The sequence below is a fragment of the Streptomyces sp. STR69 genome, from assembly GCF_024519455.1.
In the GTDB taxonomy this organism is placed as follows: domain Bacteria; phylum Actinomycetota; class Actinomycetes; order Streptomycetales; family Streptomycetaceae; genus Streptomyces.
Genome location: NZ_JALJRY010000056.1, coordinates 1 through 21,682, shown reverse-complemented (window position 1 = coordinate 21,682; position 21,682 = coordinate 1). Strand labels below are relative to the sequence as shown.

Below are 21,682 nucleotides of genomic sequence, written 5' to 3'. Positions count from 1 at the left end.
GGGTCTCGGCAAGCTCTGGGCCACGCTCCCGATAGTCCGCGACCACAACTGGCTGAAGTAGCCGGTCCGTTACCCGTCGAGACCGGGGCGCCACCGTCAACTGACGGTGGCGCCCCGGTCGTTCGTGTGCCGTCTCGTACGCGTCGGGAAGCAACAGCCCTACCGCTACTTGTCGTTGGCGGTGGAGGTGGCTCTGTCTCTTCGTCACTCACTCCGGTCTGCGGAACACAGCCGGCCAACTCGCCCCGCACCGAGGAGGCGGAGCTTCTTGTGCTCAGGCCGCAGAGGCCGGGCCGGGCCGCCGGACCTGTGCTCGGCTCCGGCGCGCCGGCCGAACTGGGCAGGGCCGACCGTCCCGTTGTCCCCGTGTCGGCCGGCGCGTACGCCTCGCTGCTCGTCGTCGGCCGCAACACCGGGTCGGCCCGCTCGGGGCGCTCGTCGGCACGGTGACCCATGCGATGTGGGGCGCCGGGGAGCCAGGCGTCAGGCTTCGGCCTGCTGGTCGACCGGGACGAGCAGGAGCCCGGTGACCAGGTCCGGGTGGATACGGACCGCGTAGTCCATCGGTTGCCGCACCCAGGGGCGCAACAGCGCCTGATACCGGGCCAGTTCGAGGGTGTCGGTGACCAGGTGGGCGTATCCCGTGACCACCACGCTCCAGCCGAGGTGCGTGGCGGGGTCGATGGCGTCGGCTTCGTAGGCCACGACGACTCCCGGGCCGTTCGCCTGGAGTGTGCGCGAGGTCAGGGCCGCACCCTCGTGTGTGCGGATGACGATGTTGCCGTCGTCCACGATGTGGTTCACCGGGCGGATGGTCGGCAGAGCCTGCCGGGTGAAGGCGATCCTCCCCATCGGCACGCTGCCCAGCAGCCGCAGTGCCTCCGCGCCGTCGATCTCGACAGCCCGGCGCGGCGGCTCCGCGGCGAGGGGCTGCTCTCGGTCCGGGGCCTCGGGAGGCCTCGCGACAGGTTCTTCGCTCACGGCTCGATGTCTCCGGCCTGCGGCCCACCGGACCACCCGGGTGGCGGCCGATGAGTGGGGCGTCTGAGGTTGATCAGGCCATTCGAGCCGCTCCGGCGCAGGTCGGGCTAGGGCCGTTCGGCCCCGGGACGTGTCCGACCGGCCCTTTGGCCCGGAGCCTGCCGTGCCGGTGGCGGGCCGTCGTCGACGCGGTGGGTGAGGCCGTTGACCATTCCGGCGACGCCTTCCAGCCGCCACACCGCCCGGATCGCCTTTGGGACGTCGCTACGGCGTTCCAACCGGCCGGTCAGGGTGACCAGACCGTCGCGGACGAGCACGGTGACGGTGTCGGGAGCCAGGCCGAGAGCGCCGACCAGGACGTCGTCGATCACCTCACGGCGGATGTCCGCGTCCGTGCGGAGGAAGACCCGGAGCAGGTCGCGGCGGGGGGCGATGCCGATCAGGCGGTCTTCCTCGTCGACCACGGGCAGCCGTTCGATGCCACGGCGTTCCATCACCCGCGCGGCGTCCGGGACGGGCTGCTCGGGGTGCACGGTGACCGCGGGCGTCGACATCAGGTGCTCCGCCGTGGCGATGCAGCCCTCTCCGTCGCGGGCCCGGCGTGCCTGCTCGCGCACCAGATCGGTCCCGGAGACCACACCCAGCACCTTGTCGTCGTGGTCGACGACGGGCACCCCACTGATCCGGTGCCGCTCCAGCAGCCGGACCACTTCCCCGAACGGTGTCATGGGATGCGCCCGGACGACGTCGCTCGTCATCACTTCACCGACGGTGTGGGTCTTCACGGCACTCTCCTCCTTCACCTGCGCCGGAGGGGAACGGCCGTCCAACTGCCGTGTCCGGAGCGGCCGTTCCTCTCGTGCTGGGCGACGGGCCGTCGCCCGCAGCATGCTTCACGGATCCTGCCGGCCGTCCGCCGGGCCGCCGCGCCACGGAGGCGGTGTGGCCGACCTGCGGGCCGTGTCCTCGCGGTGCACGACCCGGTCCAGGCGGGTGCGGAGCCGGTCCTGCAACCGATCGGCGAGCTCGTGCGCGCTCGCTTCCCGCGCGTGGACGACGAGGAGCTCGCTCCCCACCCGGATCTCGGCCCCGGCCGACCACGGCTGCTCGCCGTGGTGAGCCGTGGCCCTGGCGATCCGCACCTCGCCGCCGACGGGCGCGAGTCCCGGGCGGTCGAGGACCGCGCTCAGCTTGGCCCGCAGGTAGGTGAGTGCTTCCTCGTCCACGTCCCCCTCGGTCCGTACCTGTACGGCGGCGGGCGACGGGGTCTGGCTGCCGGTGTCCTTGAGCGTCATCTGCTCCACTCCTTTGATCGTTGGCGAGCAGTTCCAGACTGGCCCTGGTGCCGAGGGCGCACCCAGGGCCGCCCGGCCCAGTGTTCGGGCCCGTGGGTCCCGTTTCCGAGTCGTCGAACCGCCGGCCGGGCTCGGCGCCGAGCGACGCGTTCGGGCGGTCATCGCCACGCAGGCCGGGAACCGCCCGGAGAGTAGGGCCACTGATCGAGTTCCCGGGTCCCGGAACATTGCTCCAGGGGCTTGATCCCGTACCCTCACCGACTCGGGGCGGCTAACGTGGCACATGACCGGAGCGGTAGGCCCGCGGTGTGTTTAGGGGATCTGGAGGATCACCGGTGGGAAGCCCTGAGGAGTCCCGGGTGGCGCGGGTGCGGCTGCCGCAGCTGAAGATGGACGACCTGCTGGAGGAACTGCAGGCCCGGCTGGACACCGCTCGGGGTACGCGCGACCGGGTGCACAGCCTGCTGGAGGCGGTTCTCTCGGTCGGCCGGGAGCTGGACCTGGAGCAGGCCCTGCACAGCATCGTGGAGGCGGCGGCGGTCCTGGTCGACGCCGAGTACGCCGCGCTCGGGGTGATCACCCCGGACGGCAAAGCGCTGTCGGCCTTCCACACGGTCGGTGTGACCGAGGAGCAGATCGCCGAGATCGGCCCCTATCCGCAGGGCCACGGCATTCTGGGCGAGTTGATCCGGCACCCGGAGCCGCTGCGGCTGATGAAGATCTCCGAGCACTCCGCGTCGTACGGATTCCCGGCCAATCATCCGCCGATGAACAGCTTCCTCGGCGTCCCGATCCGGGTGCGCGACCAGGTCTTCGGCAATCTGTACCTGACCGAGAAGCGGGGCGGAGCGCAGTTCGACGAGGACGACGAGTCGGTGCTGTCGACGCTGGCCGTCGCGGCCGGTGTCGCGATCGACAACGCCCGACTCTACGAGGAGTCGCGACTGCGTGAACGCTGGCTCCAGGCGAACGCAGAGATCACCCACGGGCTGATGTCCGGAGGCGCGCGTACCGATGTCCTCGCCCTGATCGCCGAGCGGGCCGGCGAGATCACGGGGTCGGCCCTCGCGGCGCTGGCGCTGCCGATGGAGGACACCGGGTCGCTCGCTGTGGAGATCGCCGTCGGACTGGACTCCGAGGCGCACCAGGGGCTCGTCCTGTCCTTGGACCGCAGCCTGATGGGGCTGGCGTTCTCCAGTGCCGCCCCCGTCACCAGCGCGGACGTGGGCAATGACGGTCGTATCTCGCTGGATCCACCGCGCTTCGGGGGACTCGGTCCCGCCGTGGCCGTGCCCATCGGTACGGCAGAGGCGGGTGTGCGCGGCGTCGTCCTGCTGGTACGAGAGGTCGGGCGACCGCCCTTCTCGGTGACGGAGACCGAGACCCTCCAGGACTTCGCCGCCCAAGCGGCCGTCGCCATGGAGCTTGCCGACCACCGTCGGGACGCGCAGGAGGTCGCCGTACTCCAGGACCGCGACCGCATCGCCCGCGACCTGCACGACCTCGCCATCCAACGGCTGTTCGCCACCGGCATGACTCTGCAGAGTGCGGGCCGTTTCATCGAGCACGAGGAGGCAGCCGAACGCGTCGTGCGGGCGGTGGACGACCTGGACGAGACGATCAAGATCATCAGGTCGACCATCTTCGGCCTGCGGGCGCGTGACGGCGGTGCCGGGACGGGGCTGCGGGCCCGTGTTGTGCGCGCGGCCGGAGAAGCCTCTCCCGTGCTCGGCTTCGCACCGAGCATCCGTATGGAGGGCCTGGTCGACACCGACGTGCCCCGGGAGATCGCCGACCATGTGATCGCCGTGCTGTCCGAGGCACTGACCAACATCGCCCGGCACGCCCAGGCCGGCCGCGCCGATGTCGCCCTGATGACCGACGGCCGCGAGGTGCGCCTGTCGGTCACCGACAACGGGGTGGGCATACCGGCCGAGGGCCGACGCAGCGGGCTGCGGAACATGGAGGAGCGGGCCCGGCAACTGGGCGGAGAGCTGGGGTGGACCACTCCGCCGGGCGGCGGCACCGCACTCGTGTGGAAGGTACCGGTGACCGGGAAGTAGGCGCCGCCCCGCCACCGTAGATCGCCCCTCCTTCCCAGCCCTGGCCGGACCGCGAGCACCGGACGTCACGCGGCTGCTGCATCCCCGCGCCCGGCGCACCGGCCGTTCTCCGCCGGTCAGCCTTTCTACGGGCCCGAGGGACCCAGCCGCCGGGGCCGTTCGGCCTCTGCACCCCGGCCCGCTACAGAGCTGAGGTGGGTGTGACGGATCTGGAGAAGGCACGTGGGAGGTGCGATGGAAGCTCCCGTCACCACCTCGGTTCACACCCTGCGCGCGGCACACGAGCAGTTCGTGACCATGCCCGGAGCGTCCCCCCTGGTACGCGGCCTGGTCGCCGACTCATGGCGCCGCTGCGCGGTGCGCGGCGTACACCCCGACGGCAGCCACCTGCCGCCGCTGCGTGCGACCGCCGCGGAACTGACCGCGTACCGGCGCGCCCATCCACTGGCCGCGGCCCTGCCCCTGTTCCGGGAGCTACTCGGGGACGGTGCCGCCGACGACGGACACGTCTTCGCGGTCGCCGACGCCGACGGCACCCTGCTGTGGGTCGAGGGCGACTCCGCGACGATCGAGCGCGGCGAGCGGATGCACTTCGCCGAGGGGGCCGTATGGTCCGAGGCCCGGGCGGGGACCAACGCCCCAGGTACCGCACTGGAGTTGGGGCGCCCCGTCCAGATCGTGACCGGCGAGCACTACAGCTCCGCCGCGCACGCCTGGTCGTGCGCCGCCGCTCCGGTGCGTGACCTGTCCACCGGACGCGTCCTCGGCGTGATCGACCTCTCCGGCGGCGGCACCATCGCCACGCCGCCAGCTCTGGCGGCCGTACGAGGAGCGGCTCTCGCCGCCGAGGCGCACCTCGCTCGGACGGCGGCAATGCCTACGATGACGCCGGCCCCCGACCCGAACGGCGTACGGCTCAGCGTACTTGGCCGGGACAGTGCCCTGCTGGAGCACGGCGGGCGGGTCCTGCGGCTGAGCCCCCGGCACAGCGAGATCGTGCTGGCGCTCGCCCTGGCCGGCCGCGGAGTGATGGGCGACCGGCTGGCCGTCGAGCTGTCGGACCGGGAGGTGCCGTCCTCGACCTTGCGGGCCGAGATGACCCGGCTGCGTGCCGTACTCGGTCCCGCTCTGCTCGGCTCCCGGCCGTACGCGCTGCTGTGCCCGGTGCGGACCGACCTCGGCGAGGTCTCCGCGCTGCTCGCCGAGGGGCGGGTGGTGCAGGCCCTCGCCCGCTACCCCGGTCCGCCGTTGCCGCGTTCCGACGCGCCGGTCGTGGTGGAGCAACGGCGTTGTCTTGAACAGCAGTTGCGCGGAGCCGTCCTGGGCAGCGGCGATCCCGCGCTGCTGCGCCGCTGGGTGGACGCCGACTGGGGAGCCGACGACACCGCTGCGTGGTCGGCGCTCGCCCGCACCCTGCCCGGCGGATCGCCGCAGCGCGCCGCGGCGGCGGCCAGGGCCCGCGGCCTGGACTTCGCGGAGGCCCTTCCGTTGCAGGTCGTAGGACATGCAGCGGTGTTGCAGCGTTCGCGTTCCTAGCGTGTTGAGCATCACCACGATCGTCGTGATGAGGAACCCGAGGACAAGGGGACGGTCATGAAGTACCAGCCTCCGGGCCGGGCAGGCAGCCCAGTGGATGTCGCGCCCCGCTACGAGAACTTCATCGGCGGCAAGTGGCAGGCACCCACCACCGGCGAGTACTCGCCCAACCTGTGCCCCGCCACCGCCCAGCCGATCTGCGAGGTCCCGAAGTCCGGACCCGAGGACATCGAACTCGCCCTGGACGCCGCGCACGCCGCACAGCCCAAGTGGGGCGAGGCGTCCACCACTCAGCGCGCCGCCGCCCTCAACGCGGTCGCCGACGCCATCGACGCCCACCGCGAGGAACTGGCGATCGCCGAGAGCTGGGAGAACGGCAAGCCGGTCCGCGAGACCCTCGCGGCCGACATCCCGCTCGCAGCCGACCACTTCCGCTACTTCGCGGCCGCGATCCGCTCCGAGGAGAGCTCGATCACCGAGATCGACAAGGACCTGATCTCCTACCACTTCCACGAGCCGCTGGGCGTGGTCGGCCAGATCATCCCGTTCAACTTCCCGCTGCTGATGGCCGCGTGGAAGCTGGCCCCGGCGCTCGCCGCCGGCAACGCCACGGTGCTCAAGCCCGCCTCCCCGACCCCGTGGTCCATCCTCAAGCTGATGGAGGTCATCGGCGACCACCTGCCGCCCGGCGTCCTGAACGTCGTCAACGGCCCCGGCGCCGAGATCGGCAAGGCGCTCGCGACCAACAAGCGCATCGCCAAGGTCGCCTTCACCGGCGAGACCACCACCGGCCGCCTGATCATGCAGTACGCGGCCCAGAACATCATCCCGGTCACCCTGGAGCTGGGCGGCAAGTCGCCGAACATCTTCTTCAACGACGTGGCCGCGGCCGACGACGACTTCCTGGACAAGGCCGTCGAAGGACTCGTCCTGTACGCGTTCAACAAGGGCGAGGTCTGCACCGCACCCTCGCGCGCACTCGTCCAGGAGGACATCTACGAGGAGTTCATGGGCCGTTGCCTGGAGCGCATCCGCGCCATCAAGCAGGGCGACCCGCTCGACACCGCGACCATGATCGGCCCGCAGGTCTCCAAGCAGCAGATCGAGAAGATCGCCTCGTACGTCGAGATCGGTCTGAAGGAGGGCGCGGAACTGCTCGTGGGCGGCCACCGGCCCACCATGGAAGGGGAGTTCGCGAACGGCTACTTCTACGAGCCGACCGTCCTCAAGGGCCACAACAAGATGCGGGTCTTCCAGGAGGAGATCTTCGGACCGGTCCTCGCCGTCACCACCTTCAAGGACGAGGCCGAGGCCCTGGAGATCGCCAACGACACGCTGTACGGCCTCGGGGCCGGCGTGTGGAGCCGCGACACCGGCCGCACCTACCGGATGGGCCGCGCCATCAAGGCCGGCCGGGTCTGGACGAACTGCTACCACCAGTACCCCGCGGGTGCCGCGTTCGGTGGCTACAAGGTCTCCGGCATCGGCCGCGAGACGCACAAGATGATGCTCGAGCACTACAGCCAGACCAAGAACCTCCTGGTCAGCTACAGCGACAAGCCGCTCGGGCTGTTCTAGGAGGAGTGCAGCGACATGCCCGGAACAGTCGAGTACGGCACCGTCGGGCGCGTCACCGCAACGCGTGCGGCGCGCAAGGCCATCGCGGCCCTGCGCGCCGCCCACGGCAGCCCCGTGATGTTCGTCCAGTCGGGCGGCTGCTGCGACGGCAGCGACCCGATGTGCTTCCCGGGCGGCGAATTCGCCCTGGGAGACGGCGACATGCTCGTCGGCGTGGTGGAGGGCTGCACCTTCCACGTGAACGCGGACCAGTACGAAGCGCACGGCCGTCCCCTCTACGTCCTGGACGTGGAACCGGGCACACCGGGCGGCTTCTCCCTCGCAGCCGGAGAAGGGCTGCATTTCGTGACCCGGGTCAAGGCGCCCCGGTGCGCAACCACTTGAGGAGTTGATCATGAAGGCAGCAGTCGTCACCGACTTCGGGAAGCCACTGGAGATCCAGGACCTTCCCGTCCCCGAGCCCGGCCCCGGCCAGGTGCTCGTGAAGATGGAGGCCTCCGGCCTCTGCCACACCGACATCCACGCGGCCCACGGCGACTGGCCGGTCAAGCCGCAACCACCGTTCGTCCCCGGCCACGAGGGCGTCGGCCCCGTCCAGGCCGTGGGCCCGGGCGTCTCCCACGACCTGATCGGCAAGCGGGTCGCGATCCCGTGGCTCGGCTCGTCCTGCGGCACCTGCCGCTACTGCGTCTCCGGCTGGGAGACCCTCTGCGAGAGCCAGGTCAACTCCGGCTACTCCGTGGACGGTTGCTATGCCGAGTTCGCCGTCGCGAGCGCGGGCGCGATCGTCCGGGTCCCCGACGGCGTGTCGTCCTTCGACGCGGCTCCGCTGACCTGCGCGGGTGTCACCACGTACAAGGCGATCAAAGTCGCCCGGGTGACCCCGGCCGAACGCGTCGCCGTCTTCGGCGTCGGCGGCCTCGGCCACCTGGCCGTGCAGTACGCGCGCCTCGTCGGCGGTTTCGTCACCGCCGTCGACCTCGAACCCGACAAGCTGGGCCTCGCCCACCAGCTCGGCGCCGACCTGACCGTCAACGCCCGTACGCACGACCCGGTCGAGGAGATCAAGAAGGCCGGCGGCGCGGACGTGGCCGTCGTGCTCGCCGCAGCGCCCAAGGCGTTCGAGCAGGCGTACCGGTCGCTCAACCGCGGCGGACGACTCGTCATGGTCGCCCTGCCCGCCGACGACGCCGCGATCAACGTGCCGATCTTCGAGACCGTGCTCGGCGGGATCTCCGTCGTCGGCTCCATCGTCGGCACCCGTCAGGACCTGTCCGAGGTGTTCGCGCTGCATGCGGCCGGCCGCACCAGGGTCATCGCCGAACCGCGGCGCCTGGACCAGGTCAACGACTCCTTCGACGAGGTCCTCGGCGGACGGGCCGAAGCACGGCTCGTCTTCGAATTCTGAGCCCGGCAACCCCGGGGTCACAGGGAGAGGCAGCAGATCATGGGAACCGTCACCGTAGGAGCCGTACGGGAGAGGGCGCCCGGTGAACGCCGGGTCGCGCTCGTCCCCGAGGCCGTAACCCTCCTGCGCCGGGCCGGAATCGACGTCCTCGTCGAGGCCGGTGCCGGGTCCGGCGCCTGGTTCACCGACGCCGACTACACCGAGGCCGGCGCGAGCGTCGTGTCCCCGGAGGAGCTGTACGCACGCGCGGACGTCGTGCTGTGCGTCGGACCGCCGGACCCGGAGAGCGCCGAGGCGCTGCGCACCGGGCAGACCCTGATCGGGCTGCTCGAACCGCTCCGCCATCCCGCCCTCGTCGACGAACTGACCGGCCGCGGGGTCCGCACGGTCAGTCTCGACCTGCTGCCCCGCACCCTCAGCCGCGCCCAGTCCATGGACGCGCTGACCTCCCAGGCCAACGTCGCCGGCTACAAGGCGGCGGTCCTCGCCGCCGACACCTACGACCGGTTCTTCCCGATGCTGACCACCGCGGCGGGCACCATGCGCCCGGCGCAGGTCCTCGTCCTCGGCGCCGGAGTGGCCGGGCTGCAGGCCATCGCCACCGCCCGCCGCCTCGGCGCGGTCGTCTCGGCGTACGACGTACGTCCCGCGTCCCGAGGGGAGGTGGAGTCGCTGGGCGCCCGGTTCCTCGATGTCCAGACCGCCCAGGCACCGGGATCGGGCGCCGAACAGACCGGCTACGCAAGGGAGTTGACCCAGGAGGAACTGCGGGAGCAGCGGGCGGCGCTGGACGGGCACATCGCCCGCTCGGACGTCGTCATCACCACGGCCCAAGTGCCCGGCCGCAAGCCGCCGTTGCTCGTGAGTGCCGAAGTCGTCGGGCGGATGAAGCCCGGCTCTGTCGTCGTCGACCTCGCGGCGAGCGAGTTCGGCGGCAATGTCGAGGGCGCCGAGGCCGACAAGACCTCCGTCCTCGACAACGGCGTCACCCTGATCGGCGCCGGCCGACTGCCGTCCGCCATGGCGACCGCCGCGTCCACCGCCTACGCCCGCAACCTCGTCGCCGTACTGCGCCACCTGGCGCCCGACGGCGAACTCGTCCTCGACCCGGCCGACGAGATCACGGCCGCCCTCATGGGTGGAACAGCTCAGACAGGAGGTGCATCCTCATGAACAACCTCGACCTCCTCACCGCGATCACCGTCTTCGTGCTGAGCGTCCTGGTCGGCATCGAGGTCATCAGCAAGGTCCCGGCGACCCTGCACACCCCACTGATGTCCGGTTCCAACTCGGTGCACGGCATCGTGGTCATCGGCGCCATGCTGATCGCCGCCGAGTCGCACACCTGGCTCGGCTACGTCCTTGCCTTCGTGGCCATGGTGTTCGGCGCCATGAACGTGGTCGGCGGATACGTCGTCACCGACCGGATGCTGGAGATGTTCAAGGCCCGGCCCACCGCCGGCACCCCGGACAAGGCCAGCACCGGAACACCGGACAAGGAGGTGTGACCGCCATGGACACCGTCTCCAACGCCGTCCATTACGTCTTCCTGATCGCCGCCGCCTGCTTCGTGCTGGGGCTGCACCTCATGAACCATCCGCGCACGGCCCGCCGCGGCAACACCCTGTCCGCCGGGGCCATGGCCGTCGCGATCGCGGCGACGGTGTGGCTCGTCGTCCACGAGGGCCGGATCACCGGCACCGGCTGGCTGGTCCTGGTCAGTGGCGGTCTCGTCGGCGCCTCGCTCGGCCTGTGGGCCGCGCGCGGGGTCAAGATGACCGCGATGCCTCAACTGGTGAGCATCTTCAACGCCGTTGGTGGTGGCGCCGCCGCCCTCATCGCGGTCGACGACCTGCTCCAGGCAGACCACCCGGCCGCGCTGGGAGCACGCGTCTCGCTGCCGGGCGCCCTGAGCATCGTCATCGGCGCGGTCACCTTCTCCGGCTCGCTGGTCGCGGCGGGCAAGCTCCAGGGACTCGTGTCCGGCTCGCCGGTGGTGTTCCCCGGGGCACGCCTGCTCAACGTGCTGCTCCCGGCGTCCTTCGCCGTCGGCACCGCCTGGCTGGTGCTGGCCCCCGACTCGCCAACTGCCCTGTACGGACTGGTCGTTGTCGCCCTGCTGTTCGGCGTGACGATGGTGCTGCCCATCGGCGGCGCCGACATGCCGGTGGTCATCGCCCTGCTGAACGCCTTCACGGGATCGGCGGTCGCGATGGCGGGCTTCGTCCTCGACGAGACCGCACTGATCATCGCGGGCATGCTTGTCAGCTCCTCGGGCGGCATCCTCACCAAGCTGATGGCCGACGCCATGAACCGCTCCGTCATGAACATCGTGATCGGGGGCTTCGGTACCGGTGACAGTGCCCCGACGGCGGTCGGCGCGGGCGGAGCACCCGCCCAGGTGCGCGCGATCTCCGTCGACGACGTGGCGATCCAGCTCGCGTACGCGCGCAAGGTCATCTTCGTCCCCGGGTACGGTCTCTCAGCCGCCCAGGCCCAGCACGAACTCGGTGACCTGGCCAAGCTGTTGACCGAGCACGGCGTCGACGTCAGCTACGCCGTCCACCCGGTGGCCGGCCGTATGCCGGGACACATGAACGTGCTCCTGGCCGAGGCCAACGTGCCGTACACCCAGCTCAAGGAGATGGACGAGGTCAACCCCGAATTCCCGCAGGCCGACGTGGCGTTGGTGATCGGCGCCAACGACGTCACCAACCCGATCGCCCGCCGCCCCGGCAACGCGATCTCCGGTATGCCGATCCTCGACGTCGACAAGGCGAAGAGCATCGTCGTCATCAAGCGCTCGATGGGCCACGGCTACGCGGGCGTCGACAACGAGCTGTACACCGATCCGAAGACCGGCATGTTCTTCACCGACGCGAAGAAGGGCCTGACCGAACTGAAGGCGGCCGTCGGCGAGTTCGTCGGCTGAGCGCCGGGCACGAGTGAGGCCCACGCGGTCGACGCGTGGGCCTCACTCGTGCCCGGCGGTGCTTCACTCGTGCGGGACGATCGCGACCGGGCAGCGGACGTGGTGCATCACCGCGTGGTCGACCCGGCCGGTGTGCGCGCCGACCCTGGCCGGGCGGTTGCGGCGGCCGACGACCAGCAGGCCGGCGCCCGCGGCAGCGCCCTGGATCAGGTGCGCTGCATGGTCGTTCGCCACGCGCTCATGGACCTCGACCGTCGGGTACTTCTCGCGCCACGGTCCGAGGACCCTGGCCAGGTCCCGCTCGGCGTCGTCCTGCGCGCTCGTGTTCTTCGCTCCGGGCCCCGGCGAGATCGACTGCTGCCACGCATGCACCACACGCAGCGGTGCGGACCGCAGAGCAGCGCTCTCGAAGGCGAACGCGAGAACGTCCTCGCACGGACGTGCCGTGTCGATGCCCACCACCACGTCGCGGTACGGCGTATGAGCCGACGGCGCGCCGTCGGTTCCGGGCATCCGCTCGCTCGCAGGGGTCTCGTCGGCCCTGACCAGCACGACCGGCCGGGACGCGTGGGCCACGGTGGCCAGCGCCACGGAACCGGCCAGGAACCCGCCGAATCCGCTGAACGCGCGACTGCCCAGCACCAGCAGTTCGCCCGCCGCGCACGCCGCCACGAGGGCGTCGGACGCGGGCCGGGCGATCTGCTCGGCGCTGAGATAGACCTGGGGATAACGCTCGTTGACCCGGTCCATGGCCTCGCGGAGAATCCGCCGCGACCAGAACCGGGGCGCCTCCAACTCGGGCAGCGTCGACGGTTGGGGCGACGCCGCCTCCCACGCGTGCACCAGGCGCAGCGGCACACCGCGGCGCAGTGCTTCCCTCGCCGCCCAATCGGCGGCGGCGAGGCTCTCGCGTGAACCGTCCAGTCCTACGACAACAGGGCGCAGCACGGTCAACACCTCCCTGGATCGATGCCCACGGGCTGGGCCGCGGGCCCTCTACCACCAGGATCTTCGCGACCGCACCGGGGGAGGAGTGCCCATCGGGGCCGAGAAGGGGACCACTCGGCCCATGCGCCGGATACTGCGGTGACCGAGGCTGACGGTGTCCCGTGACGGCATCGGAGGACATCATGCACGGCACTCCGCACATCGTGAACGATGTGATGACCCGCACCGTCGTCGCCGTTCGACGCGACACGGCTTTCAAGGACATGGTCAAGGCCATGCAGCAGTGGAAGGTCAGCGCCCTTCCCGTCCTGGACGACGAGGAAAGGGTGATCGGCGTGGTCTCCGAGGCCGACCTGCTGCCCAAGGAGGCGTTCCACGACGGCGACCCGGACCGGTACTCCGAACTGCGCCGCCTGTCCGACCTGGTGAAGGCCGGGGCCGTCACCGCGGCCGAGCTGATGACCGCGCCGGCCCTCACGGTCCACCCTGAGGCCACCCTCGCCCGAGCCGCGCGCACCATGGCCCAGACCCGGACCAAGCGGCTTCCCGTGGTCGACGACCAGGGCCTGCTGAAGGGCATCGTCAGCTGCTCCGACCTGCTGAAGGTGTTCCTCCGGGACGACGAGGACATCGCGGAGGAGATCCGCCGCGAGGTCGTCACCCCTCTGTTCCCGGAGGTGGCCGAACCGATCCGGGTGGAAGTGTGCGACGGCGTCGCCACCCTCACCGGCCGCATCCCCGACACCAGCCTCGTCCCCGTTGCCACCCGCCTCGTGCGGGCGGTGGAGGGCGTGGTGGACGTGGACTGTGTGCTTCTGGGACCACCCCGCCGTCCGGACCCCGAACCCTTCTGAAACCCGGAAGAAGATCGGCCGCCAGGGCCGGCCGGGTCGACCACGGGCCCGGTCGGCCCACGCGTGCGACGCCCGCGCGCGGGACGCTGGAAGTGGAGAAGAAAGGGAGGGACAACATGAGCGGCATGATCGAGCGGCTGCCTGGCTGGCCGACACTTCCCGACCTGTTCGGCTGGGTCGAGACCGGACTCCCGGGCACGCACGCCGTCGCTGGGCTGCACCACATCCGGATCGAGGAGCACCTGACGGACGGAACGTACGTGGTGCGGGCCGAACTTCCGGGCATCGACCCCGCCAAGGACGTCGAGATCACGGTCACGGAAGGCGTTCTGACCCTGCGGGCCGAGCGCAGTGAGGAGACCACGGAGAAGCACCGCACGGAATTCCGCTACGGCACGTTCGCCCGCGCCCTCCGGCTCCCGGCCGGCGCGCAGGGCGAGGAGGCCACCGCCGCGTACAAGGACGGTGTCCTGACGATCACGGTCCCGGTGCCCGAGACGAAGACAGGCACCCGGACCATCCCGGTGCAACACGGCTGAACGCGCGCACACGCGCCGTGTCGCACCACGTGTGCGCGGCCGGGACAGGGCCCCCGGCCGCGCACACGACCGAGCGCACTCGTGCGACGAGGAGGCGGCCATGACCCCGACGGAAGCACCACAGGCGACACGATCCGCGGAAGTCCGCACGAGACCCGCGCTGCTCACCTTTCTGGGTGGCGTCGGGACGGTCACTGGTAGCAAGTTCCTCGTCGAGAGCGACCACGCGCGCGTCCTCGTCGACTGCGGCCTCTTCCAGGGCCTGGCCGATCTGCGCCGGATGAACTGGCGACGGCTGGCCTGCGACGCCGCCGACATCGAGGCCGTCGTCGTCACCCACGCCCACCTGGACCACTGCGGATACCTGCCCAGGCTGGTGCGGCACGGCTTCCACGGCCGCATCGTGACGACCGAGTACAGCGCACGCCTCATCGAGATCGTCCTCCGGGACAGTGCCAAACTGCAGATCGAGGCCGCCCAGCACGCCAACGACCACGGCTGGTCCAAGCACCGGCCCGCACAGCCGCTGTACGACGACTCCGACGTCGACCGCACCCTCAAGCTCATCGAGCCGGTACCCACCGGTGAGACCACCGAACTCGCCCCGCACACCCGCCTCACGCTGCACCCGGCCGGCCACATCCTTGGCTCGGCCTGGGCGCTGCTCACCCTGGAGGACGGCCACACCCTCGCGGTCAGCGGCGACCTCGGCCGCCCAGGACATCCCCTCCTACGGCCCCCGGAGCCATTCTCCGGGGCGGACGTCCTCCTCATGGAGTCGACGTACGGCAACCGCCGCCACGAGGAGGACGCCGGGCGCGCCCACTTCGCCGACGTCCTGAGCCGCACTCTCAAGAGAGGCGGCACGGTCGTCATCCCGGCGTTCGCCATCGACCGCACCGAGGTCGTCCTGCACGAACTCGCCGAACTCCGCCGCCGGGGCCTGCTCCCCGCCGCCGTGCCCGTCTACGTCGACAGCCCGATGGCGTTGGCCGCCCTGGACGTCTACCGGGACGCCGTCGCCGCCGCAGCTCCCGAGCTGCGCCCCGAGGTCACGGCCGCCGGCACGGACGTGTTGAGCCCCGAGCCGTTCCTCGCGGCCCGAACCGTCCAGGAATCGATTGAGATCGGCGATTCCACCGGACCCGCCGTCATCGTCTCGGCGTCCGGCATGGCCACCGGCGGACGCGTCCTGCACCACCTGGAGCGCCTGCTGCCCGACCCACGCAACACCGTCATGGTGGTGGGCTTCGCGGCCCAGGGCACCCGGGCACGCGACCTCGTCGACGGAGCCAAGGCGCTCAAGATGTTCGGCGAGTACGTCCCGGTGCGTGCGCAGGTCGCCGACGTACCGCACTTCTCCGCCCACGCGGACGCCGCCCAGATCATCGACTGGCTGCGCGGCGCGCCCGCCCCGCACACCACCTACCTGGTACACGGCGAGCCCGACGCGGCCGAGGCACTGCGGGACCGTATCGACCAGGCCCTGGGCTGGACGGCCGTCGTGCCGCGCTCGGGAGAGCGGGTCCTCGTCCGCTGACGCGGCACGCCCGCTCACGTGTCAGTACGGGAGACGCCGCCCGGACGGGGTGCGCAGGTCGAGCGGCGCGGGCCGGCGCGGAATCGAGGGGCGCCTGGTCTCCTGTATGCGCTTCATGACCGCCGCCTCCTGGATTCCCGTGGACCCGGTGCTTCCCACCCGGCCACCACGTACGCAGTCAGCCTTGTCCGTGACCGCTCGTACGACGACGAGGCCTTGGACCCCGGTCCGTGGGCCACAGCGACCACGCACCAGAGCCGACCGGCCCCACCTCCTCGTATCCCGGACGGCACACCCCTTACTCCTACGGCAAGAGAACCGGCCCGGACCCCAGGTCCGAGCCGTTTGGTCTTCCGGCTGCCCACGGCGCTAAGGGACACGACTCCCGGCCGGTGAAGGCGAGTTGACGGCCTCCACCGACGCCTGGGATCGGTCCGCGATCGGAACGGTCACCACGGGGACCGTCGCGTGCCGCAGGCATTCGCGGCCCACCGGGCCGACCGAGGGAAGTCCGAAGGCGCCGTGCGCCTTGCGTCCCAGGGCCAACAGCAGGGCGCCGTGGGCCTGTTGGAGCAGTACGCGTGCGGGTGGTCCCTCGACCACGACGCGAAGAACGGCATCGCCGGTCCGGGTTCCCAGGGCCTTGCGCACGGTGGCGGCGAGGACCTGGGCGGCCCGTTCGCGCTCCTGGGCGGCCGTCGGGCCGGCCGGCGCCGGAGCGTAGGGAGCGTGCCCGTTCGCGGCCGGTTGCCAGGCGTGCACGGCGACGAGGCCCGTGTGCAGGGCTGTTGCCTGCCCGGCCGCCCAACGCAGGGCCGCCATCGACTGCTCGGAGCCGTCGACGCCCACCACGATGCTGTTGCCGTCGGTGTGTTCGGTCATGGCAGCCTCCTCGGTCGGTCCCTTGTCACCTGTCACCACGGTGGCCCGGACACGGTGCCCGTGGCGTGGGCCGACGGGGTCGTGTCCGGGCCCGACAGGCCCTTGTCGGCGGCCCTGAAGACCCGGGCCCGGACGGGGCCGTGCTCAGGACGCGGCTCCGGGTTCGTCACCTCCCTGGTCGAGCCGGAACGGCGGATACACGTCGGTGAGGAGTGCCGCGTAGGCGACCACGCGCAGCACCCACCGATTGAGCCCGATCACCAGGTCGAACAGGCCGCGCGGGTAGCGCCCGGTGGCGGCCAGCGAGACCCCGGCGAACACGACGAGCAGTGCGATGAGCCCGCCCGACGCCCAGGGCAACTTGAGCCCCCCGAGGAGGAGTCCCAGGACCAGGTAGTGCGGAACGGCCAGGAGCCACCACTTCACCAGGACCAGACCGCGGGACAGCCGCTCCGGGTACGCCACGTCCCAGTGCGTGGGGTAGTCGGGTACGTCGGCGAGAGTGAAGGGCGGGTAGCGGTCGGTGCCCAGGGCGCCGTACGCGTAGTACGCCACACGCCAACTCCAGCGCAGCACACCGGTGTTGAAGTCGAACAGCGGGCGCGGGTAGCGGCCGGTGAACAGGATCGAGAAGAAGGCCACCGCGCTCGTTCCCACGAACGCCACCCAGAGGAAGAACAGGACGACGTAGTGGGGGACGGCGAGCAGCCACTTCACCAGCCACAGCCAGCGCGACAGGGACGGATCGAGGCCCGCGGTCAACCGGGCGGGGTGGACCGCGGGCATCGCTTCATTCATGGCGAACGACCTTTCGGGGGCTGGTGCGGTCAACTCCGGTAGTTCCGGTGGTCGTCGTGCTTGCCGATGTAGTGCCGTTCCTCGATGACGGATTCCCGCTCGCCCGGGCGCGGGACAGCGCCGCGGGTGCTCATGAAGGTGATGAGCCCGAGGGCCCCCGCCGTCATGAGGAGGAAGCCGACGATGAACGAGCTGTAGCCGAAGATCATGCAGCCGCCCAGCACGGTCGCGCCGATCAGAATGAGAGGGATCATGGCCGTCTCCTTCAGTTGGCCGCGCGGTACCCGGGATGCCGTCTCGACAGGGAGCCGGCGACATCCCTCATCCGGCGTCACCGCCAGCGTCCCGCTCCGGTGTCGGGCGGCCCAGGGGCTGAGAGGGCAGGTGTCCGGGCCGTGTGGCCCTCGTCCCGCCCGGTCATGCGTGCGAGGGTGACGGTGGAGCCCTGTGCTGCAGGACGCCAAGTCCGGCGAAAGGCGGTGGGCGCGATGGAACTGCCCGTGGTCGTGGGTGTCGACGGATCGGCCCCGAACCTGCTCGCGGTCGACTGGGCGGTCGACGAGGCCGCCCGGCTCGGCCTGTCGCTACGGCTGGTGCACACCTTCGTCCCGCGACGCGACCAACGTGCCCCCGCCCGGACCGGCGATCCCGAGCCGTCATCCGCGCGGGTTCTGGAGGACGACATCGTCACCGTCACCGCGGCCCGGGCCCGGCGGCGCGACCCGGACGTGAAGGTCGACGCCGAGGCCGTCCCCGGGGACGTGCTGCCCGTGCTGATGGAGGAGAGCCGCCACGCCTCGGCCCTGGTGATCGGTGCGGGCGGCCTCGGCGAGCTGACGGGGCTGCTCCTCGGCTCGGTCGGGCAGGCTCTGGCGGCCCGGGCCCGCTGCCCGGTGATCGTGGTCCGCGGCGACGAGGCGGGTCTGGCCGGCCGCCACGAACGCGTCCTGCTCGGCGCCGGGGATCCTGGCACCAGCGGGGAGGTCGTGCGGTTCGCCTTCCGTGAGGCCGCGGCGCGTAGTTGCACCCTCGACATCGTGCGCGCCTGGAAGAGTCCTGCGCGCGGGACCGCCGATCACTCCCGGTCGGTGCCGGGAGCGGCCCGCCGCCACGAGGCACGGGCCTCCGCCCTGCTGGACACCCTGCTGCGCGACGTCGTGCTCGACCATCCGGGCGTCCGGGTTCGCACTACGACGGTCGAGGGGGCGGCCCGCAGCCAGCTGGTGAATCGGTCGGCCGCCGCCGACCTCGTGATCGTCGGAGCCCGGCGCGGGCGCAACCCCCTCGGCCTCCGGTCGGACCGGATCGCGCAGGCGCTGCTGCACCGCGCGCAGTGTCCGGTCGCGGTCGTGCCGCTCTCCGGTGGATCCTGATGACGGATCCCGGCGGTCTCGGGGGCACCGACGTTGTCGCACGCATCCCGGCGCACCGCTCGCGTGAGGAGCCCCAAGTGACCGGCTGGACCTGGGAGTACGAGGGGTACGTGGCCGCCGACGAGCGGCTCAGGGAGTCGCTGTGCACCCTGGGCAACGGATACTTCGCCACGCGCGGGGCGCTGCCCGAGTGCGCGGCGGACGAGGTGCACTACCCGGGGACGTATGTGGCCGGCTGCTACAACCGGCTCACCTCCGACGTGGCAGGCCGCCAGGTCGAGAACGAGGACATGGTCAACGTGCCGAACTGGCTGCCCCTGCGCTTCCGCCTCCACGAGGAGCAGTGGCTCACCCCCGACACCGCGACCGTGCTCGACCATCACCAGATCCTGCACCTCGACTCCGGTCTGCTGGAACGGCGTACCCGCTACGGACTCGGTGCGGGGCGGGCACTGACCGTGCGTCAGCAGCGGTTGGTGCACATGGCCGACCCTCATCTGGCCGCGCTGCGCACCGAGTTCACGGCCGGGGGCTTCACCGGCGAACTGGAGGTCGAGGCGGCGCTCGACGGCGGTGTCACCAACGCCGGCGTGCCGCGGTACCGGGATCTGGACGGCTGTCACCTGACCCACGTGCACACCGGCACCGACACCGCCGACACCGTGTGGCTGCGCTGCCGTACCCGCACCTCGGACATCCGGATTGCCATGGCGTCCCGGCTGACCGCCGACGAGCCCGCCACGGTCCGGCACGACGGCCCCCGCGTCAGCCAGTCCACGCGCCTGCAGCTGACTCCCGGCCGCACCGTCACGGTCGACAAGACGGTCGCCCTGCACACCTCGCGCGACCCCGCGATCAGCGACCCCCTGCACGCCGCGCTCGCCCGGGTGGGCCGGGCGCCCGGCTTCGACGAACTGCTCGACTCGCACCTCACCGCCTGGGACCAGCTCTGGCGCCGGGCCGCCCTGGATGTCCCCGGGGAAGCCGGCCGCATCCTGCGGCTGCACCTCTTCCACGTACTGCAGACCCTGTCCCCACACACCGCCGACCTGGACGTCGGCGTACCGGCGCGGGGACTGCACGGCGAGGCCTACCGCGGCCATGTCTTCTGGGACGAACTGTTCGTCCTGCCCTACCTCAACCTGCACTTCCCGGAGGTCTCCCGCGCCCTCCTCCGCTACCGTCACCGGCGCCTCGAACAGGCCTGCACAGCCGCCCGGGAGACGGGCCGGGCAGGTGCCCTCTACCCGTGGCAGAGCGGCAGCGACGGACGCGAGGAGACCCAACGACTGCACCTCAACCCCCGTTCGGGACGCTGGCTGCCCGACCACTCACACCGCCAGCACCATGTGGGCTCGGCGATCGCGTACAACGTGTGGCAGTACTGCCAGGCCAGCGGCGACGACGAGTTCCTGCACACCAAGGGCGCCGAGATGCTCCTGCAGACCGCCCGGTTCTGGGCGGACTCCGCCGTCTACGACGAACACCTGGGCCGCCACCGCATCTGCGGCGTGGTCGGCCCGGACGAGTACCACGACGCCTACCCCGACGCATCCGGGCCGGGTCTCGACGACAACGCGTACACCAACGTCACGGCCGCCTGGGTACTGACCCGCACCCTCGAACTGCTGCGCTCCCTGCCCGAACCGCGCCGACGCGAACTCGTCGAGCGTACCGGCCTGGACAACGGCGAACTCGAACAGTGGGAGGACGTGTCCCGCACCCTCCACGTGCCCTTCCACGACGGCGTCATCAGCCAGTTCGAGGGCTACGGCGACCTCGCCGAGCTCGACTGGGACGGTTACCGCGAGCGCTACGGGGACATCCGCCGCCTGGACCGGATCCTGGAGGCGGAGGGCGACACCGTGAACCGCTACCGGGCCTCCAAGCAGGCCGACGTCCTGATGCTCGGCTACCTCTTCGGACCGGCCGAACTCCGGGAGATATTCGGCAGGTTGGGCCATCGGCTGGACGAGGAAACCTGGCGGCGCACCGTCGACCACTACCTGTGCCGCACCAGCCACGGCTCCACCCTGAGCGGTCTGGTCCACGGCTGGGTGCTGGCCCGGGCCCGGCGTGCCGAGGCCTGGACGTACTGCCAGGAGGCGCTTCGGGGCGACATCGCCGACCTCCAGGGTGGCACCACCGGCGAGGGCATCCACCTCGGCGCCATGGCCGGCACCCTCGACCTCGTCCAGCGTGGCCTCACCGGCCTCGACACCCGCGACGACGCCCTCTGGCTGGATCCCGTGCCGCTGCCGGAGCTGTCCGAGTACGGGTTCGACCTCCGCTACCGGGGGCACTGGGGCGTGCGGCTGCGACTGAGCCACGGTCGGCTGGAGATCGCCGTACCGTCCTCGGACCGCTCCGCGATCGAGGTACGGCTGCCCGACCGGACCGTCCTCGTCCAGCCGGGCGAGTCGTGCCGGCTCGGACTCGCGAACTGACCGTCAATTCGGCACGACAGTTGCACGTGTGACGGCCCCACACAGGTGAGGAGTTCCCCCTTCGCCCGGCGGGTGGCGTCGCCTTCCGAGCGGGCGGCTTGGACACCAGGCGGGCCGTTTCCCTGAGTATGTGGTTCAGGTGGGTTCTGGACAGCCCTTGGTATCGGCAGTGGCGCATGCAGTGTCCGTGGGCGAACTCGTTGATGGTGCCCGTCCGTCGGTCCCGACGGCTTCGTCGCCAAAGGCGCTGGTGGCCGCCGGGATCGTCTTCGTGATGTCGACGGGCGGTGCGGGGGAGGTGGCTGCTGCTGTTTCCCGGGCGGGAAGGTACCGAGTTCGCCGATGGTGCTCATGATGGGTGCGAGGAGGACGACGGAGGTGTTCTTGTCGCCGACGATGTCCACCAGGTTCTGCAGGTTGCGCAGTCGGAGGAGCCAGGCCCCAAGGCCGCCTTCGTCCTGTCAGCCGCCGTTCTGCGTGGCCGTCTTGGAGTAGCTGTCTTTCCAGG

21 protein-coding genes are annotated in these 21,682 nt (G+C 71.1%); 14 read left to right on the top strand and 7 right to left on the bottom strand.

What is annotated here, in order from left to right:
* Positions 1-270: 270 nt before the first annotated feature.
* The gene (locus OC490_RS48150) at positions 271-450 is read left to right on the top strand and encodes a hypothetical protein (protein WP_262064401.1); all 180 of its coding nucleotides are present in this window, start codon (positions 271-273) and stop codon (positions 448-450) included.
* A 33-nt stretch (positions 451-483) separates the two neighbouring features.
* Here the strand turns inward: OC490_RS48150 and OC490_RS48145 are convergent, their stop codons facing one another.
* The 3 genes from OC490_RS48145 to OC490_RS48135 all read right to left on the bottom strand — a co-directional run bounded on the left by OC490_RS48145 (position 484) and on the right by OC490_RS48135 (position 2,276).
* On the bottom strand, positions 484-981 hold the full coding sequence (locus tag OC490_RS48145; RefSeq protein WP_410099277.1) for a pyridoxamine 5'-phosphate oxidase family protein: 498 nt from the start codon (positions 979-981) through the stop codon (positions 484-486).
* 107 nt (positions 982-1,088) lie between these two features.
* Positions 1,089-1,766, bottom strand: coding sequence for a CBS domain-containing protein (locus OC490_RS48140; RefSeq protein WP_262064400.1), 678 nt, complete (start codon positions 1,764-1,766; stop codon positions 1,089-1,091).
* A 108-nt stretch (positions 1,767-1,874) separates the two neighbouring features.
* Complete coding sequence (locus tag OC490_RS48135; RefSeq protein WP_262064399.1) at positions 1,875-2,276, bottom strand: hypothetical protein; 402 nt, start codon at positions 2,274-2,276, stop codon at positions 1,875-1,877.
* Positions 2,277-2,611: 335 nt separating this feature from the next.
* Between OC490_RS48135 and OC490_RS48130 the strand changes: the two genes are divergently transcribed.
* From OC490_RS48130 to OC490_RS48095, 8 genes are all read left to right on the top strand, one after another.
* Complete coding sequence (locus OC490_RS48130) at positions 2,612-4,339, top strand: GAF domain-containing sensor histidine kinase (RefSeq protein ID WP_262064398.1); 1,728 nt, start codon at positions 2,612-2,614, stop codon at positions 4,337-4,339.
* A 234-nt stretch (positions 4,340-4,573) separates the two neighbouring features.
* Positions 4,574-5,875, top strand: a complete 1,302-nt coding sequence (locus tag OC490_RS48125; protein WP_262064397.1) for a GAF domain-containing protein — start codon at positions 4,574-4,576, stop codon at positions 5,873-5,875.
* Positions 5,876-5,932: 57 nt separating this feature from the next.
* Positions 5,933-7,453 carry an aldehyde dehydrogenase family protein gene (locus OC490_RS48120; protein ID WP_262064396.1) on the top strand — a complete coding sequence of 507 codons (1,521 nt, stop codon included), beginning with the start codon at positions 5,933-5,935 and terminating at the stop codon, positions 7,451-7,453.
* Between the two features lie 15 nt (positions 7,454-7,468).
* A complete protein-coding gene (locus OC490_RS48115; RefSeq protein WP_262064395.1) occupies positions 7,469-7,837 on the top strand; it encodes a DUF779 domain-containing protein in 369 nt (122 codons plus the stop codon).
* Between the two features lie 10 nt (positions 7,838-7,847).
* Positions 7,848-8,861, top strand: a complete 1,014-nt coding sequence (locus OC490_RS48110; RefSeq protein WP_262064394.1) for a zinc-dependent alcohol dehydrogenase — start codon at positions 7,848-7,850, stop codon at positions 8,859-8,861.
* A gap of 39 nt (positions 8,862-8,900) precedes the next feature.
* On the top strand, positions 8,901-10,034 hold the full coding sequence (locus OC490_RS48105; RefSeq protein WP_262064393.1) for an NAD(P) transhydrogenase subunit alpha: 1,134 nt from the start codon (positions 8,901-8,903) through the stop codon (positions 10,032-10,034).
* Positions 10,031-10,369: an NAD(P) transhydrogenase subunit alpha gene (locus OC490_RS48100; RefSeq protein WP_262064392.1), complete on the top strand. Its 339-nt coding sequence runs from the start codon at positions 10,031-10,033 to the stop codon at positions 10,367-10,369. Before OC490_RS48105 ends, OC490_RS48100 begins: the two co-directional genes overlap by 4 nt.
* A gap of 5 nt (positions 10,370-10,374) precedes the next feature.
* The gene (locus tag OC490_RS48095) at positions 10,375-11,793 is read left to right on the top strand and encodes an NAD(P)(+) transhydrogenase (Re/Si-specific) subunit beta (RefSeq protein ID WP_262064391.1); all 1,419 of its coding nucleotides are present in this window, start codon (positions 10,375-10,377) and stop codon (positions 11,791-11,793) included.
* Between the two features lie 63 nt (positions 11,794-11,856).
* Here OC490_RS48095 and OC490_RS48090 read toward each other — a convergent pair whose 3' ends face one another.
* Positions 11,857-12,741 (bottom strand): universal stress protein, encoded by an 885-nt coding sequence (locus OC490_RS48090; RefSeq protein WP_262064390.1) that lies wholly within the window; start codon positions 12,739-12,741, stop codon positions 11,857-11,859.
* 182 nt (positions 12,742-12,923) lie between these two features.
* Here OC490_RS48090 and OC490_RS48085 point away from each other — a divergent pair, with 182 nt between their 5' ends.
* The 3 genes from OC490_RS48085 to OC490_RS48075 all read left to right on the top strand — a co-directional run bounded on the left by OC490_RS48085 (position 12,924) and on the right by OC490_RS48075 (position 15,674).
* Entirely contained in the window at positions 12,924-13,595 is a 672-nt protein-coding gene (locus OC490_RS48085) for a CBS domain-containing protein (protein ID WP_262064402.1), read from the top strand.
* Positions 13,596-13,711: 116 nt separating this feature from the next.
* Positions 13,712-14,134 (top strand): Hsp20/alpha crystallin family protein, encoded by a 423-nt coding sequence (locus OC490_RS48080; protein ID WP_262064389.1) that lies wholly within the window; start codon positions 13,712-13,714, stop codon positions 14,132-14,134.
* Between the two features lie 100 nt (positions 14,135-14,234).
* On the top strand, positions 14,235-15,674 hold the full coding sequence (locus OC490_RS48075) for an MBL fold metallo-hydrolase RNA specificity domain-containing protein (protein WP_262064388.1): 1,440 nt from the start codon (positions 14,235-14,237) through the stop codon (positions 15,672-15,674).
* A gap of 369 nt (positions 15,675-16,043) precedes the next feature.
* Here the strand turns inward: OC490_RS48075 and OC490_RS48070 are convergent, their stop codons facing one another.
* The 3 genes from OC490_RS48070 to OC490_RS48060 form a co-directional block, all read right to left on the bottom strand.
* On the bottom strand, positions 16,044-16,556 hold the full coding sequence (locus OC490_RS48070) for a universal stress protein (RefSeq protein WP_262064387.1): 513 nt from the start codon (positions 16,554-16,556) through the stop codon (positions 16,044-16,046).
* 144 nt (positions 16,557-16,700) lie between these two features.
* Entirely contained in the window at positions 16,701-17,354 is a 654-nt protein-coding gene (locus OC490_RS48065; protein ID WP_262064386.1) for a DUF4389 domain-containing protein, read from the bottom strand.
* A 29-nt stretch (positions 17,355-17,383) separates the two neighbouring features.
* Entirely contained in the window at positions 17,384-17,608 is a 225-nt protein-coding gene (locus tag OC490_RS48060; RefSeq protein ID WP_262064385.1) for a hypothetical protein, read from the bottom strand.
* Positions 17,609-17,842: 234 nt separating this feature from the next.
* Between OC490_RS48060 and OC490_RS48055 the strand changes: the two genes are divergently transcribed.
* Together OC490_RS48055 and OC490_RS48050 are read left to right on the top strand one after the other, a co-directional pair.
* Positions 17,843-18,727, top strand: a complete 885-nt coding sequence (locus tag OC490_RS48055) for a universal stress protein (protein ID WP_262064384.1) — start codon at positions 17,843-17,845, stop codon at positions 18,725-18,727.
* Between the two features lie 77 nt (positions 18,728-18,804).
* Complete coding sequence (locus tag OC490_RS48050) at positions 18,805-21,174, top strand: glycoside hydrolase family 65 protein (protein WP_262064383.1); 2,370 nt, start codon at positions 18,805-18,807, stop codon at positions 21,172-21,174.
* Positions 21,175-21,682 lie beyond the last annotated feature (508 nt).

Bases quoted from the DNA above. Each gene is read 5' to 3' on its own strand.
- OC490_RS48135 (WP_262064399.1), bottom strand. From the start codon at position 2,276: ATGACGCTCAAGGACACCGGCAGCCAGACCCCGTCGCCCGCCGCCGTA.
- OC490_RS48125 (WP_262064397.1), top strand. From the start codon at position 4,574: ATGGAAGCTCCCGTCACCACCTCGGTTCACACCCTGCGCGCGGCACAC.
- OC490_RS48120 (WP_262064396.1), top strand. From the start codon at position 5,933: ATGAAGTACCAGCCTCCGGGCCGGGCAGGCAGCCCAGTGGATGTCGCG.
- OC490_RS48115 (WP_262064395.1), top strand. From the start codon at position 7,469: ATGCCCGGAACAGTCGAGTACGGCACCGTCGGGCGCGTCACCGCAACG.
- OC490_RS48110 (WP_262064394.1), top strand. From the start codon at position 7,848: ATGAAGGCAGCAGTCGTCACCGACTTCGGGAAGCCACTGGAGATCCAG.
- OC490_RS48105 (WP_262064393.1), top strand. From the start codon at position 8,901: ATGGGAACCGTCACCGTAGGAGCCGTACGGGAGAGGGCGCCCGGTGAA.
- OC490_RS48100 (WP_262064392.1), top strand. From the start codon at position 10,031: ATGAACAACCTCGACCTCCTCACCGCGATCACCGTCTTCGTGCTGAGC.
- OC490_RS48095 (WP_262064391.1), top strand. From the start codon at position 10,375: ATGGACACCGTCTCCAACGCCGTCCATTACGTCTTCCTGATCGCCGCC.
- OC490_RS48085 (WP_262064402.1), top strand. From the start codon at position 12,924: ATGCACGGCACTCCGCACATCGTGAACGATGTGATGACCCGCACCGTC.
- OC490_RS48080 (WP_262064389.1), top strand. From the start codon at position 13,712: ATGAGCGGCATGATCGAGCGGCTGCCTGGCTGGCCGACACTTCCCGAC.
- OC490_RS48075 (WP_262064388.1), top strand. From the start codon at position 14,235: ATGACCCCGACGGAAGCACCACAGGCGACACGATCCGCGGAAGTCCGC.
- OC490_RS48070 (WP_262064387.1), bottom strand. From the start codon at position 16,556: ATGACCGAACACACCGACGGCAACAGCATCGTGGTGGGCGTCGACGGC.
- OC490_RS48065 (WP_262064386.1), bottom strand. From the start codon at position 17,354: ATGAATGAAGCGATGCCCGCGGTCCACCCCGCCCGGTTGACCGCGGGC.
- OC490_RS48060 (WP_262064385.1), bottom strand. From the start codon at position 17,608: ATGATCCCTCTCATTCTGATCGGCGCGACCGTGCTGGGCGGCTGCATG.
- OC490_RS48055 (WP_262064384.1), top strand. From the start codon at position 17,843: ATGGAACTGCCCGTGGTCGTGGGTGTCGACGGATCGGCCCCGAACCTG.